This window comes from Methylobacterium sp. DB0501 (assembly GCF_011043735.1).
Lineage (GTDB): Bacteria > Pseudomonadota > Alphaproteobacteria > Rhizobiales > Beijerinckiaceae > Methylobacterium > Methylobacterium alsaeris.
The window spans coordinates 161912-176449 of record NZ_JAAKGV010000016.1 but is presented as its reverse complement, the minus strand read 5'-3'; the positions used below and the strand labels follow the sequence as shown (position 1 = coordinate 176449).

The window sequence follows — 14538 nt, the reverse complement described above, 5'->3', positions numbered from 1 at the left end:
CTCGGGAAACGCTCTCGGCAGGCTTGCGTCGGCGGGCCAACGCCTCCTCCACTCGAACTCTTGTTTTGTCTGAGATTTTTGTCGCAAAACCGGCGACCATTTCTGCGAAATCTGCTCAGCCCGTGGGTGTCGGCAGGGCCGGCAGCCAGGCGGCGCCCTCCCCCAGCAGGAAATCCCACAAAGCCGTCCCGGCCGGGCTCAGCACCTTGTCGGCCCGCCGGACCACGAACCAGTCGCGGCGGATCGGCATGCCCTCGACGTCGAGGAGCACGAGGCGGCCATCCGCCAGCTCCGACGCGACGGTGTGGCCGGAGATCAGCGCGATGCCGAGGCCCGCCATCACGGTCTGCTTGATGGTCTCGTTCGAACCGCTGTCGATGCCGATGCGGGCACGCCGGATCAGCAGGCCGGTCATGAATTCCTCGAACACCGTGCGGGTGCCCGAGCCGTATTCGCGCACGAGGAACGGCTCCTCGGCCAGTTCCTCCCGGGTCAGGCCGCGCCGCCCGGCGAAGCGGTGGTCGGGGGCGGCGATGACCACGAGCGGATGCGGCCCGAACGATTCGGCGGCGATGGCGAAGTCCCGCGGCGGGCGGCCCATCAACGCCAGGTCGATGCGGTAGTCGCGCAGGGCCTCGACGGTGGCGCCGCGGTTGCCGACCACGAGGTCGATCTCGACGCCCGGATGGGCGGTCGCGAAGCCGCCGACGATCCGCGGCGCGAAGTACTTCGCGGTCGAGACCACGCCGAGGGCGACCCGGCCGCCCTGGCCGCCGCGCAGGGTCCGCAACCGCTCGGTGCAGGTCTCCAGCACCGAGCCGATGCTGTCGATCGCCCAGATCAGCTCGCGGCCGGCATCGGTGGGCTTCAGGCCGGCATGGGTGCGGTCGAACAGCAGGAGGCCGATCTCGTCCTCCAGTCCCTTGATCCGCGCGGTGAGGGCCGCCGGGGTGACGCTCAGCTCCTGCGCCGCCCGGGTCATGGTGCCGAGCCGCGCGATCGCCGCGACGGCGTGGAGCTGCTTGAGCGAGAGGTTGCGAATCCGGTCCTGCGCCATCCGCCCCTCGGGCCCTCGATCGTCGGTGGGACGCCGATCCGACATCGCGGCCGGCGCCGGCGCATCCCGTACTTCGGGACAGGATGACGGCCACCGCCCCCGGACGCTAATCTGAACCCGCACCGACACGGACGGGTAAGCCACGAACGGCCATCGACGGGCAAGTCCGGCACGGCAAGCCCGGCACGGCAGGCAAGCCCGGCACGGCGGACATCCTCGGGGGATCGCACCATGCTTCTGAGTGCCCTCATCGACGCGAGGCCGCCGCGGCGGCACCCGGATCTCGCCCCGGTCCTCGCCGCCCTCGCGACCGCCGCCGCCGAGACCGCGGCCATGGTCGCAGGAACGCCCGGCGACCCGGTGGCCGCCGCCCGCCGGATCTTCGCCGAGGCCCTGCGGGAGGCCGAGCTGGCGGCGATCGCCTGGGACGACGGAGCGGCGCCGGAGCCGCGGATGCCCGGGGCCGCCCTCGTGCTGGCCCTCTCCCCGCTCGAGGGCGCGGGCGACCTCGACAGCGGGATGCCGGCCGGCACGCTGTTCTCCCTGCGGCCCGCCGGATCGGACCCGCGCTCCGCCTTCCTCGCCCCCGGCCGGAGCCAGGTGGCGGCGGGCTTCGTCACCTACGGCCCGCGCACCTTCCTGACCATGACCGACGGCACGGCGACGACCACGCGGCTCCTCGACCCGCAGAGCGGCACCTTCCGGGCGCCGACGACGCTTCGCGTGCCGGAAGCGGGGTCCCGCCCCGCCGCGGAGGCCGGCCGCGCCTCGCTGGCGGCCGCCGCCCAGGGCGTGCTCGTCCGCGGCGGGCTGCAGCGGCGCCGGGACGCGGGCGAGGTCCGGCTCGTCCACGCGGCGGCCCCGGTCGCGCTGGCGGTCGAGGCCGCCGGCGGTGCCGCCACGGACGGGCGCGGGCGGGCGATCCTCGACATCCCCGCCGCATCCCTGCACCAGGGCACCGCCCTCGCCTTCGGCACCGCCCGGGAGGTCGCGAGCCTCGCCCGTCCCGATGCCGACCGTTCGCCGCTCTTCGCCGCCCGCGGGCTCCTGCGGACCTGACGGTGTCGGCACGCCACCCCATCGTGTCGGTGACCGGGTCGTCGGGGTCCGGCACCACCTCGGTGCGCAACACCTTCGAGCAGATCTTCCGCCGTGAGGGCGTCGAGGCGGCGTTCATCGAGGGCGACGCCTTCCACGCCCTCGACCGGGCGGCGATGCGCGAGGCGGAGGCGCGGGAGCCGACCTTGAGCCATTTCGGCGAGCGGGCGAACCTCCTGCCCGAGCTCGAGGCGGTCTTTCGCGAGTACGGCGCCTCGGGGCGCGGCCGCACCCGGCACTACGTCCACGATGCCGAGGACGCCGCGCGGCTCGGCGCCGAGCCCGGCACCTTCACGCCCTGGGAGGAGTTTCCCGAAGGCTCGGAGCTGCTGTTCTACGAGGGCCTGCACGGGGCGCTCACCAACGAGCGGGTCGACATCGCCGCCCATGCCGACCTCAAGATCGGCGTGGTGCCGGTGATCAACCTCGAGTGGATCCAGAAGCTCCACCGCGACAAGGCCACCCGCGGCTACTCGACCGAGGCGGTGACCGACGTGATCCTGCGCCGGATGCCCGACTACGTCACCACCATCTGCCCGCAATTCACCAACACCGACATCAACTTCCAGCGCATCCCGACGGTCGATACCTCGAACCCGTTCGTCGCCCGCTGGATCCCGACCGCCGACGAATCGATGGTGGTGATCCGCTTCCGCGACCCGCGCGGGATCGACTTCCCCTACCTGATCTCGATGATCGCCGGCAGCTTCATGTCGCGGGCGAACTCTGTGGTGATCCCCGGCGGCAAGCTCGACCTCGCGATGCAGCTGATCCTGACCCCGATGATCCTGCGCCTCGTCGAGCACCGGCGCCGGCTGCTGTAGCGGCGGGCCGGGCGCTCCCACGGGACTTCCCCGCCGGCCCACAACGCGCCCGCGTTCCCGGCTTGTGCTCGCGGCAGGATGGCGTAAGAGTCCGGCCATCCGACGTGCCTCGGGGGAGGGCACTCTGGGGAACGCATCCCCATGTCGAGAATCCCGGTGCGTGGCGAGTGACCATGGCGAGTGACGGGTCGATCCGTGAGGCGTTCGATGCCGGAAGCGGCCGGGCGGAGCTGCCGTACCGGCTGCGCCAGCAGGCTCTGATGGGCGCCTTCGCCCGGATGGCGCTGCAGACCCGCGACCTCGACGCGTTGCTCCAGCGCGCGAGCGAGCTGTGCGCGGAGGCCCTGAGCGCCGCCTCCTGCCAGGTGCTGGAATACCGCGCCCCCGACCACGCCTTCGTCATCCGCGCCTGCGCCGGCCTGCGCGCCGACCTCGTCGGGACCGACGTGACGGCCGGGGACGAGGCGACGCCGGCCTCCTACGCCTTCCGCACCGGCGCCGGCGTGCTCGCCAACGGCATCGCCGTCGGATCCGGGGCCGGCGGGACCGAGCAGGAGGGCGCGCGCCTCCACCTGCCGCAGGGGCTGGCCACCGCCGACATCTGCCACGCGGTCAACGTCCCGATCGCGCTGGGCGACGAGAGCCGGCGCGCCTACGGCGTGCTCGAGGCCTGGGGCCGGGAGGGGCACGGCTTCGACCGCGCCGACCAGGAATTCCTCGCCGGCTTCGCCGGCCTGATCGGCATCGCGGTCGAGCGCCACCAGGGCGATGCCCGCCTGCGCGACGCCCTCGACCACCAGGTCCAGCTGACCCGGGAGATGAGCCACCGGGTGAAGAACAGCCTCGGCGTGGTGGCGGGCCTGCTGCGGCTCCAGGCCCGCGACGCCCAGTCCGACGAGGTGCGCCACGCCCTCGAGGATGCCGGCGCCCGCATCGCCACCGTGGCCGAGGTGCACGACCATCTCTGGCGCGGCATCCACCAGCTCGGCATGGTCGACCTGGCGGATTTCCTGCGCGAGCTGGTGGCCAAGCTCCAGGAGCAGGCGCCGGGCCATCGCCTCTCCTGCCAGGCCGACCCGAAGGTGATCAGCGCCGACCAGGCGATCCCGATCGGGCTCGTGGTCACCGAGCTGGTGACCAACGCGGTCAAGCACGCCTATCCGCAGGACCCCGGGCCGGTGCGGGTCGCCCTGTCGGTGCGGCACGAGGGCCTGCGCCTGACCGTCCACGACGACGGCATCGGCCTGCCGCCGGGCTTCGACGTCTCGATGCGCCAGCGCTCGCTCGGCCTCAAGATCATCGCCAGCCTGATCCGCCAGCTCGACGGGCGGCTCAGCATCGAGCGCGGCGGATCCGGGGCGCAGTTCGTGCTGGATATTCCACTGGTGTGACGGCCTTCCCGGCGCGCGGGTGATCGTCCGCGGCCGGAACCGCGAGCACGGCACTCACACGCTCCCGCGCCGATCGACTTGGACGGTCCGCGCGAGGCGACGCTCGCATCGGGGTTATGCTGCCCGGACCGGCCGCGCCGGGGCCGCGCTCTCCTCGGCCACCGGCGGCAGGGCGTCCATCACCCGGGTCGCCGGGAAGGTGACGATCACCTCCGTACCCTCCCGCGGGCGCGACTTCAGCTGGAAGCCGCCGCCATGCAGGTCGACCAGGCCCTTGACGATCGGGAGACCCAACCCAGACCCCTGCTCGGCGGTCTTGATCGCCAGCGAGCCGCGGCCGAAGGACGACATCACGGTCGGGATCTCGTCCTCGGGGATGCCCGGCCCGGTATCCTTCACGCTGACATACTGGCCGCCGGACGAGGTCCAGCCGACCTTGATGGTGATCTCGCCGCCCGGCGGCGTGAACTTCACGGCGTTCGACAGCACGTTGAGCACGATCTGGCGCAGGGCCCGCTCGTCGGCCCAGAGGCGCGGCAGGGTGGGGTCGATCAGCTCGCGGAAGGTCTGGTTCTTGGCCCGCGCCCGCAGGCCCATCATGTGCCGGCCCTCCTCGACCACGTAGGCGAGTTGCAGGGCCTCCTCGTTCAGCTCGTAGCGCCCGGCCTCGATGCGCGAGAGGTCCAGGATCTCGTTGATCAGGTTGAGCAGGTGCAGGCCGCTGTCGTGGATGTCGGTCGAATATTCCTGGTAGGAGGCCGAGGAATGGGGACCGAACACCTCGTTCTTCATCACCTCCGAGAAGCCCAGGATGGCGTTGAGCGGCGTGCGCAGCTCGTGGCTCATCGTGGCGAGGAAGCGGGACTTGGCGAGGTTGGCCTCCTCGGCGCGCCGGCGCGCCTCGTCGGAATTGGCCTTGGCCTGTTCCAGCTCGCCGAAGATCGCGTCCTTCTCGGCCCGCGACTGCAGCGCAGAGACCGTCGAGGCGTGCAGGTGGTTCGACAGGAACAGGAAGAACATCTGCGCGCAGACCGCCATGGCGACGAGCAGGACCGATTCCCCCTCGCGCGACAGGAGCAGCAAGGCCGCGGTGGCGGCGCTGAGCGGCAGGAGGCCCGCATAGGCCGCAAGCGGCACCGTGGCGGCGAGCATCGTGGTCACGGCCGCCACGATGACGAGCACGAACATCACGAAGGTGCGGGCATTCGCGGCATCGACCTTGACCAGCATCAAGGCGAGCAGGGCCCAGGCGACGCTCTGCACCAATTCGCCGAGGATCACCCGCCGGCGCGAAACCCGCAGCGAGATCGCGTCCGGATCCTGGCGCAGCAGCGAGCGGGACAGGGCGGTGTTGCCGGCGATCGCGACGAGCACGCCGGCGCACCAGGCTCCGCTCAGCAGGGACGGCGCCCAGAACACCGAGGCCGTGGCGATGCAGCAGGCCAGCAGGACCAGCGGGAAGAAGGCGCCGAGCCGGTACTGGGCGTAGACGCGCAGCAGCTCGTAGTCGAAGGCGCGCTCGAGGCCGATCGAGGAGGTCAGCCGCTCACGGGCCGAGCGCACGTCCCGGGCGACCTTGCGCCGCCGGGCCGCTTCCTCCGCCGTCGGGCCGCGCCCGCGCTGCACCATTTGCGCCGTGACTTCGGACATCGCGATCGGGTCGTACCGCTCCCTCACCGCCGCAGACCGCAGGCCGGTCGGGGAGACGTTCGTTGAAATTCGTTAAGGCCCCCCTGCCGGAACCCCGCGAATGCCACCGATCCCCCGCCCTCTGCTCCCGTCCCGCCCTGCCGCAGCGGCAGGCAAGACCGGGTGCGCCAGCGCACATCGGCCCCGCTTGCCGAGGGTGCAGGAGCGGCCGACACCTGTCGGGCTGGAACCATTCCAGTCACTCGTCGGAAGCGCACGATGACGAAGCTCACCCTCAACGGCCGGACCTACGAGGTCGAGGCCGATCCCGAGATGCCGCTGCTCTGGGCGATCCGCGATCACCTCAACCTCACTGGCACCAAGTACGGCTGCGGCATCGCCCAGTGCGGCGCCTGCACGGTCCATCTCGACGGGCAGCCGGTGCGCGCGTGCCAGACCCGGCTCGGCGATGTCGGCGAGGCGAAGATCACCACGATCGAGGGGATTTCGGGCCCGGTGGCCGAGGCGGTGCGGAATGCTTGGCGCAGTCTCGACGTGGTGCAGTGCGGCTATTGCCAGTCGGGGCAGATGATGTCGGCGATCGGCCTCCTCACCGAGAACAAGACGCCGAGCGACGCCGACATCGACACCGCCATGGATGGCAATGTCTGCCGCTGCGGCACCTACCAGCGCATCCGCGCGGCGATCCACGACGCCGCCCGCTCCCTCGCCTGACCGGGACGCCGCCATGCTGAACCACAGATTCAAGACGCGCGACGCCGGCGTCTCCTCCCGCCGCGCCTTCCTGCGCGGCACCGCCGCCGCCGGCGGCGCCCTGGTGATCGGCCTCACCCTCGACCCGAGAGGGGCGCGGGCTGCGGGCGGCCCCGACCTGTCCAAGGCTCCGGCCAAGCCGAACGCCTTCGTGCGCATCGCCGCCGACGACACCGTGACGGTGGTGATCAAGCACCTCGACATGGGCCAAGGCAACACGACGGGGCTGGCCACCATCGTGGCGGAAGAGCTCGACGCCGACTGGGCGCAGATGCGCGCGGTCTTCGCCCCCGCCGATGCCAGCCTCTACAACAACCTCGCCTTCGGGCCGATCCAGGGCACCGGCGGCTCGACCGCGGTGGCGAATTCCTGGATCCAGCTGCGCAAGGCGGGGGCGGCCGCCCGCGCGATGCTGGTCGCGGCCGCGGCCCAGGACTGGAAGGTGCCGGCCGGCGAGATCACCGTCGAGAAAGGCGTGCTGCGCCATGCCAGCGGCAAGGAGAGCCGGTTCGGCGCGCTGGCGGCCAAGGCGGCGGTCCAGAGCATTCCCGAGAACCCGACGCTGAAGGATCCGTCGGCCTTCCGGCTGATCGGCACCCGGCTGAAGCGGCTCGATTCCGACGCCAAGACCGACGGCAGCGCGCAATACGCCCTCGACGTGCGCCGGCCGAACCAGCTCACGGCGCTCGTCGCCCGCGCGCCCCGCTTCGGCGCCACCCTGAAGAGCGTCGACGACGCCGCCGCCAAGGCCGTGCCGGGTGTCGTGCAGGTCGTGCGCATCCCGAGCGGCGTCGCGGTGGTGGCCCTGGACACCTGGTCGGCGATGAAGGGCCGGGAGGCCCTGAAACTGACCTGGGACGATGCCGGCGCCGAGCGGCAATCGACCGAGTCGCAACAGGCCGCCTACAAGGCGATGGCCGGCAAGCCGGGCCTCGTCGCCTCGAAGCGCGGCGACGCGGCCGGCGCCATCGCGGGCGCCGCCAAGGTGCTGGAGGCGGAGTTCTCCTTCCCCTACCTGGCGCATGCGCCGATGGAGCCGTTGAACGCCACGATCGAGCGGGCGGCGGACGGCTCCTACGACATCCATGCCGGCTCGCAGTTCCAGACCATCGAGCAGGCGGTCGCCGCCGGCATCCTCGGCACCACCGCCGACAAGGTCCGCATCACCACCCTGTGGGCCGGCGGCTCGTTCGGCCGGCGCGCCACCGCCTCGGCCGACTACATCGCCGAGGCCGCCGCGATCCTGAAGGCCACCGGCGAGAAGGCCCCGATCCACCTCGTCTGGACCCGCGAGGACGACATCACCGGCGGCTATTACCGCCCGGCCGCCTATCACCGCATCCGCGCCGGCCTCGACGCCAAGGGGGCGATCACCGGCTGGGAGCACACGATCGTCGGCAAGTCGATCATCATCGGCACGCCCCTCGAGGCGATGATGGTGAAGGACGGGGTCGACGCGACCACCGTCGAGGGCGCGGCCGACACGCCCTATTCCCTGCCGGCCTACCGGTTCGAGGTCCACAATGCCCGCGAGGGCGTGCCGGTCCTGTGGTGGCGCTCGGTCGGGCATTCGCACACCGCGCAGGCGATGGAGGTGTTCATCGACGAGCTGGCGCATGCCGCCGGCCAGGACCCGGTGGCCTACCGCCTCGGTCTCCTCCGCCAGGCGCCGCGGCTCTCCGCCGCCCTGACGCTCGCCGCCGAGAAGGCGGGCTGGAGCGCCCGCGAGACGAAGCCGGGACGGGGCTACGGCGTCGCCGCGCATGAATCCTTCGGCTCCTACGTGGCGATGGTGGCCGACGTGACGGCGGAGGCCGGCAAGGTGAAGGTGAACCGCATCGTCGCGGCGGTCGATGTCGGCGTGGCGGTGAACCCGGACGTCATCCGGGCCCAGGTCGAGGGGGCGGTCGGCTTCGCGCTCTCGGCGGTCCTGCGCAACAAGATCACGTTCAAGGACGGCGAGGTGCAGGAGAAGAACTTCGACGCCTACGAGCCGACCCGGATGAGCGAGATGCCGAAGGTCGAGGTCCACATCGTGCCCTCCGCCGCCGCCCCGACCGGCATCGGCGAGCCCGGCGTGCCGGTGCTGGGCCCGGCGATCTCGAACGCGGTGTTTGCCGCCACGGGCCAGCGCCTGCGCTCGCTCCCCCTCGACCTCACGGCGCTCCGCGGCGTGTGATCGCGCACCCCAGCCTCACCCCCCGCCCTATATGGAGGGCATGACTTCCAGTTTTGGACCCGAGACGACTTCAGGGTGCGGCGAGAGCCGCGCCCTTTTTTCATCCGCCCCGGACTTCGCCGAGACCGCCGCGCGGGTGCGCGCCTGCCGGCTCTGCCGCGACGCGCCGATCCACGGCCCTCCCCTCCCCGTCGAGCCGCGGCCGATCGTCCAGGGCACGTCGCGGGCCCGGATCTGCATCGCCAGCCAGGCCCCGGGCAACCGGGCGTTCCGGAGCGGGGTGCCGTTCCAGGACCCCTCGGGCAAGCGCCTGCGCGAATGGCTCGGCCTCGACGAGCCGGCCTTCTACGATCCCGACCTGATCGCGATCGTGCCGATGGGCGCCTGCTTTCCCGGCCACGATGCCAAGGGCGGCGACCTGCCGCCGCGGCGCGAATGCGCCGAAGCCTGGCGGGCGCCGCTGCTGGCCGGGCTGCCGGACCTCGAACTGATCCTGCTGATCGGGCAATACGCGCAGAACTGGCATCTCGGCCGCCAGCCCGGCGGCCTCACCGGCACGGTGGCACGCTGGCGCGAGATCGTCTCCGAGCCGCAACGGCCGCGCCTGCTGCCGCTGCCGCACCCGTCCTGGCGCAACACGCCGTGGCTGAGGAAGCATCCGTGGTTCGAGGCGGAGCTGCTGCCGGTCTTGCGGGAGGAGGTGGGGCGGATGGCTCGGGAGGTCGGGCGGTAATCGATCGATCCCCGTCCGCAGGATGGCCGCCGACATGTCCACGGCCCGGGGTCGTCCCGGGGCCGCGCAGCAGAGCCCGGGATTGTGATGGGGCGAGTGTGGCGAGCCGGGCTTGATTCCCGGCCCCGCTCCCCCGAAGGGAGCGTACGCATTTCACGCATGGAGCGTCCCGTGCCCGAGCCCATCGACCCCCGCGACCGCCTGATCGTCGCCCTCGACATGGCGAGCGCCGACGAGGCCGAGCGCCTGATCGCGCGGATCGGCGACGCCGCGAGCTTCTACAAGATCGGCTACCGCCTCGGCTATGCCGGCGGCCTGGCCCTCGCCGAGCGGCTGGTCCGGGGCGGGCACAAGGTCTTCCTCGACCTCAAGCTCCACGACATCGGCAACACCGTCGAGGAGGGCGTGCAGTCGCTGGCCGGGATCGGCGCCACCTTCCTGACGGTGCACGCCTATCCGCAGACCATGCGGGCGGCGGCGAGCGGGCGCGACAAGGCAGGGACCGGCCTGAAGATTCTGGGCGTCACGGTGCTGACCTCCTACGACGACGCCGATGCGCGCGAGGCCGGCTACGCCCTGACGGTGGCCGACCTCGTCGCCGTGCGGGCCGCCGCCGCCAAGGCGATCGGGATCGACGGCATCGTCTGCTCGGCGGCGGAGGCCGCGCAGGTGCGGGCGATCCTCGGGCCCGACCGGCTGATCGTCACCCCGGGCATCCGCCCGGCCGGCGCCGAGATCGGCGACCAGAAGCGGGTCGTGACCCCGGCCGAGGCGATGCGCGCCGGCGTCGATCACGTCGTGGTCGGCCGCCCCATCACCGGCGCCGCCGACCCGCGGGACGTGGCCCGGCGCATCGTCGACGAGATGGCGGCGGCGCTCTAGAACCAGCGCGACAACACGGGAGGAGCCGCATGGCGAAGGGATACTGGGTCGGGCGCGTCGATGTCTCGAAGCCCGAGGCCTACAAGAACTACGTCGCGGCCAACGGCGCCGCCTTCGCCAAGTTCGGCGGGCGCTTCCTGGTGCGCGGCGGCACCTTCGAGGCGGTGAGCGGGTCGAGCCGCGCCCGCAACGTCGTGATCGAGTTCCCGAGCTACGACCAGGCGCTCGCCTGCTGGCACTCGCCCGAGTACCAGGCCGCCCGCGCCAAGCAGGAGGGCGGCGCCGAGATCGATCTGATCGTGATCGAGGGCTATGACGGGGCGCAGCCCGGGGAAGGGTGAGGCGCCGGCGGCGCCGAAACCTTCTGCCGTCTTTCGGGTTCTCGGCCGCGGCCTGGATTGCCGGCTGGCGCCAGGTTCGTCGCAAGCTCCCCTGTCCCGGACGACTGGAGCGTCAGCGGAAGGAGATCCGGGATCCAGGGGGGCCGTATCGCGAAGCGACTCAGTCTGCTGCACCGTTGCAGACACAGAGACGCTTCGCGGCTCCTTGTGCTGGATTCCGGACCTCCTTCCGCCATCGCTGCAGTCGTCCGGAAAAGGGTGAGGCTTTCGAGCACGCGTCAGCCAGGGGATGCCGAGGTGAGAGGCCGCTCGAACCGCCCCGCACAGGCCCTCAGGCCGCCGTATCCGCCGCCAGCACGCCGCGGCGGATCTGGTCCTCCTCGATCGACTCGAACAGGGCCTTGAAGTTGCCCTCGCCGAAGCCGTCGTCGCCTTTCCGCTGGATGAACTCGAAGAAGATCGGCCCGATCGCGTTGGCGGAGAACAGCTGCAGCAGGATCTTGGTCATCCCGCCCTCGACCACGCCCTCGCCGTCGATCAGGATGCCGTTCCGCTCCATCCGCTCCAGCGGCTCGCCGTGGCCGGGCAGGCGCCGGTCGACGCGGCGGTAATAGACGGAGGGCGGCGAGGGCATGAAGGCGACGCCGCCCGCCCGCAGGGCCTCGATCGTCGCGTAGATGTCGCGGCAGCCGCAGGCGATGTGCTGGATCCCCTCGCCGTTATAGGCGTGCAGGTATTCCTCGATCTGGCTCTTCTCGTCGGCCGATTCGTTGATCGGGATGCGGATCTTGCCGTCCGGCGACGTCAGGGCCTTGGAGAACAGGCCGGTCTGCTTGCCGGCGATGTCGAAGTAGCGGATCTGGCGGAAGTTGAAGATGCGCTCGTAGAACCCGGCCCAGACGCCCATCCGGCCGCGATGCACGTTGTGGGTCAGGTGGTCGAGGTAGTAGAGCCCCAGGCCCTCCGGCTTCGGGTCGCGTGGGCCCAGCCACTCGAACTCGGCCTCGTAGGGCGAGCCTTTGCGGCCGTATGTCTCGACGAAGTAGAGAAGCGAGCCGCCGATGCCCTTGATCGCCGGCACGTCGAGGGTCTTGTCCCCGTCCGCCGGGTCGGCCGGCTCGGCGCCGAGCGAGATCGCCCGCGCGTAGGCGGCTTTCGCATCGACCACCCGGAACGCCATCGACGGGGCGCAGGGCCCGTGGGCGGCGACGAAACGGTGGCCGTGGCTGCCGGATTCCTCGTTGACGAGGTAGTTCACGTCGCCCTGGCGGTAGACGGTGATCGCTTTGGTGCGGTGGCGTGCCACCGGCGCGAAGCCCATCGCCCGGAACAGGTCGTGCAGGGCCTCGGGCGCCGGATGGGCGTATTCCACGAACTCGAACCCGTCCGTGCCCATCGGGTTGGCGGCGGTGATCTCGGCGGCCGGGGCGTCGTGCGGATAGGGGCCCATGGATGCGTGCTCCTCGCGTGCGTGGGATCGGGTTCGTCGGCGCCATCAGAGCATGGACGGCGCGCGCGGGGCGTGCGAAATCCGGGCGCCGTGCCGCCCCGCACGCACGAACCGTGCACGATCACCGCCCGCGATGACCGATTCTCTCACCCTCGACGGGTTCGACCTGAAGATCCTCGCGGCTCTGCAGGAGGATGGCCGGCTCGGCAACCAGGACCTCGCCGAGCGGGTCCACCTCTCGGCCAGCCAGTGCTCGCGCCGGCGCCTGCGGCTGGAGGAGCGCGGCGTCGTGCGGGGCTACCGGGCGGAGCTGGCGCCGGGGCCGCTCGGCCTCACCGTCACTGTGTTCACCAAGGTGGCGCTCGCCACCCATACCCGCGACAATGCCCGCCGCTTCGCCGAGCTGGTCCGCGGCCTCGACTGCGTGCTGGAGGCCCATGTCATGACCGGCGACAGCGACTACCTGCTGAAGCTGATCGTCCCCGACCTGAAGGCGCTCTCGTCGGTGGTCAACGACGTGCTCCTGCCGCATGAGAGCGTCGCCCATGTCCATTCCTCGGTGGTGCTCGACACGCTGAAGGAGGCCGCCCCCCTGCCGTTGCCGCGGGGGCCGACGTCCGGCTGAGCCGTCGCCGGATCGCGCCGCAATGACACGTGGCTCTCGGCAGGCTTGCGTCGGCAGGCCGACGCCTCGTCCGCCTAGACTCCTGTTTTGTCGCAGATCTTTGTCGCAAGACCGGCAACCCCTTCCGCGAAATCTGTTCAGGTCTTTGCTGTTGCAGCATGTTCTGCGACGTATCGGTGCCTTCTTCACGGACCGTGTCCTGGCGATGGAGGGACGGGCAGGCCGATGCCGGCGTCGATCCCGGTCGCAAGCCAACGGTCGGTCCCGGTCATGGCCGCTTCCGTCGATGTCGTGATCGATGTCGGCCTGCTCATCGAGGCGATACGATGCATCGTCCCGGCGCCGGTCGCTCCCATTCGTCTCCGGCGAGGGTGACGCGACCCCGCAATGTCGCCATGGATCTCGGGCCCCAGCCGGTCGCCCTCGACTATATCTGGAATCATCTCAGCCCCGGAGCGCCGCTGCTGCTCGACAATTACGGCCATCTCGGTGCCCCGCCCTGGGCGTTCGACCGCTACATCGAATCGAAGGGCAGCCGGGTGATCCGCCTGCCGTGGTCCGAGCAGGGCCTCGTGTTCAAATCGGCTTGACGCGCCGCCGGGCTGCGATGGCGAGGGCTCCGCAGAACGCGGCCGCTCCATCCCCGACATCACGCCGGCGGCGACCGGGGCAACCCGGCATTGCCAATTCTGGCTATGATCGGTAATGACTCTGTTGTTCAGCCGTGGGAATCAGACGACATTGCGCATCAGCGTCAAAAATCCCTTCCTGAAAAGCGACGTCTCGCGCACAACACAAGACGATCGTCTTGGATTCATCGATATCGGGGCACGTGGCGGAATCTCTCCTGTGGTTGCGAGCCACAAGGATCGGCTTATCCAGGTTCTCGTCGAGCCGGAAGCCGAGGAGTCCGCGCGGCTTCGCGCGCTGAGCGACAACGGGAAAAACTACCGCGTCATCGGCACGGCCCTGGCCCATCGGGACGGTGAGTTCACCTTCCAGGAAACCGTCAACCCATTCTGCTCGTCGATGCTGCCGGTCAATCATGAGGTTCTCGACCAGTACGAGAACCTGGTCGAGCATTTCGCGTTCAAATGCGCGACACCGCTCGTCTGCAGTCGCTACGACACGCTCTACTACCGTGAGCAGCTCCCCCTTCCCCACATCCTGAAGATCGACGTGCAGGGGTTCGAGCACCAAGTCCTGCAGGGCTTCGGGGGATTGCTGCAGCACACATTGGGCATCACTCTGGAGTCCCATCTTTATCCGATTTACAAAGATCAGAAGCTGCTGTCTGACATTATCGAATACCTGAAAGGATACGATCTCGTTCTGAGACGGATCGCGAACGATCGCAGCGCCGACCTCAATGGCGACCACCATTTCCAGATGGACCTGGTCGAGGTCGAAGCCATCTTCACGAAATCACGGGCCTGGGCGGCGCAGCAGGACGAGAAGACCCGCGCGAACCTGAATTTCGCCTGCGAGCTTCTCAACGTCGTCCCCAACCGCTGAACGACGCCCGGGCCCGCCGCCCCTCGCCGAGGATTTTGCG

14 protein-coding genes are annotated in these 14538 nt (G+C 70.6%); 11 read left to right on the top strand and 3 right to left on the bottom strand.

Annotated features, from left to right (window positions below; translation table 11 throughout):
- Positions 1–115: 115 nt before the first annotated feature.
- Positions 116–1042, bottom strand: a complete 927-nt coding sequence (locus G4G93_RS22785; RefSeq protein WP_165087474.1) for a LysR family transcriptional regulator — start codon at positions 1040–1042, stop codon at positions 116–118.
- A gap of 246 nt (positions 1043–1288) precedes the next feature.
- Between G4G93_RS22785 and G4G93_RS22780 the strand changes: the two genes are divergently transcribed.
- The 3 genes from G4G93_RS22780 to G4G93_RS22770 all read left to right on the top strand — a co-directional run bounded on the left by G4G93_RS22780 (position 1289) and on the right by G4G93_RS22770 (position 4370).
- Positions 1289–2116, top strand: coding sequence for a fructose-bisphosphatase (locus G4G93_RS22780; RefSeq protein WP_165087420.1), 828 nt, complete (start codon positions 1289–1291; stop codon positions 2114–2116).
- Between the two features lie 2 nt (positions 2117–2118).
- Positions 2119–2979: a phosphoribulokinase gene (locus tag G4G93_RS22775; protein WP_165087418.1), complete on the top strand. Its 861-nt coding sequence runs from the start codon at positions 2119–2121 to the stop codon at positions 2977–2979.
- Positions 2980–3152: 173 nt separating this feature from the next.
- Positions 3153–4370 carry a sensor histidine kinase gene (locus tag G4G93_RS22770; RefSeq protein ID WP_165087416.1) on the top strand — a complete coding sequence of 406 codons (1218 nt, stop codon included), beginning with the start codon at positions 3153–3155 and terminating at the stop codon, positions 4368–4370.
- Positions 4371–4484: 114 nt separating this feature from the next.
- Here the strand turns inward: G4G93_RS22770 and G4G93_RS22765 are convergent, their stop codons facing one another.
- Complete coding sequence (locus G4G93_RS22765; protein ID WP_165087414.1) at positions 4485–6020, bottom strand: sensor histidine kinase KdpD; 1536 nt, start codon at positions 6018–6020, stop codon at positions 4485–4487.
- A 231-nt stretch (positions 6021–6251) separates the two neighbouring features.
- On the opposite strand from G4G93_RS22765, the gene G4G93_RS22760 reads away from it, so the two are divergent.
- From G4G93_RS22760 to G4G93_RS22740, 5 genes are all read left to right on the top strand, one after another.
- A complete protein-coding gene (locus G4G93_RS22760; protein ID WP_312892218.1) occupies positions 6252–6734 on the top strand; it encodes a (2Fe-2S)-binding protein in 483 nt (160 codons plus the stop codon).
- Positions 6735–6747: 13 nt separating this feature from the next.
- Positions 6748–8952, top strand: coding sequence for a xanthine dehydrogenase family protein molybdopterin-binding subunit (locus tag G4G93_RS22755; RefSeq protein WP_165087410.1), 2205 nt, complete (start codon positions 6748–6750; stop codon positions 8950–8952).
- Between the two features lie 40 nt (positions 8953–8992).
- On the top strand, positions 8993–9685 hold the full coding sequence (locus G4G93_RS22750; RefSeq protein WP_165087409.1) for a uracil-DNA glycosylase family protein: 693 nt from the start codon (positions 8993–8995) through the stop codon (positions 9683–9685).
- 171 nt (positions 9686–9856) lie between these two features.
- Entirely contained in the window at positions 9857–10567 is a 711-nt protein-coding gene (pyrF, locus tag G4G93_RS22745; RefSeq protein ID WP_165087407.1) for an orotidine-5'-phosphate decarboxylase, read from the top strand.
- Between the two features lie 29 nt (positions 10568–10596).
- A complete protein-coding gene (locus G4G93_RS22740) occupies positions 10597–10908 on the top strand; it encodes a DUF1330 domain-containing protein (protein ID WP_165087405.1) in 312 nt (103 codons plus the stop codon).
- 331 nt (positions 10909–11239) lie between these two features.
- Here G4G93_RS22740 and hppD read toward each other — a convergent pair whose 3' ends face one another.
- Entirely contained in the window at positions 11240–12358 is a 1119-nt protein-coding gene (gene hppD, locus G4G93_RS22735) for a 4-hydroxyphenylpyruvate dioxygenase (RefSeq protein ID WP_165087403.1), read from the bottom strand.
- Between the two features lie 133 nt (positions 12359–12491).
- Here hppD and G4G93_RS22730 point away from each other — a divergent pair, with 133 nt between their 5' ends.
- The 3 genes from G4G93_RS22730 (at position 12492) to G4G93_RS22720 (ending at position 14498) form a co-directional block, all read left to right on the top strand.
- Positions 12492–12983 (top strand): Lrp/AsnC family transcriptional regulator, encoded by a 492-nt coding sequence (locus G4G93_RS22730; RefSeq protein WP_165087401.1) that lies wholly within the window; start codon positions 12492–12494, stop codon positions 12981–12983.
- A gap of 395 nt (positions 12984–13378) precedes the next feature.
- Entirely contained in the window at positions 13379–13573 is a 195-nt protein-coding gene (locus G4G93_RS22725; protein WP_165087400.1) for a hypothetical protein, read from the top strand.
- 115 nt (positions 13574–13688) lie between these two features.
- The gene (locus G4G93_RS22720; RefSeq protein ID WP_165087399.1) at positions 13689–14498 is read left to right on the top strand and encodes an FkbM family methyltransferase; all 810 of its coding nucleotides are present in this window, start codon (positions 13689–13691) and stop codon (positions 14496–14498) included.
- Positions 14499–14538: the final 40 nt, after the last annotated feature.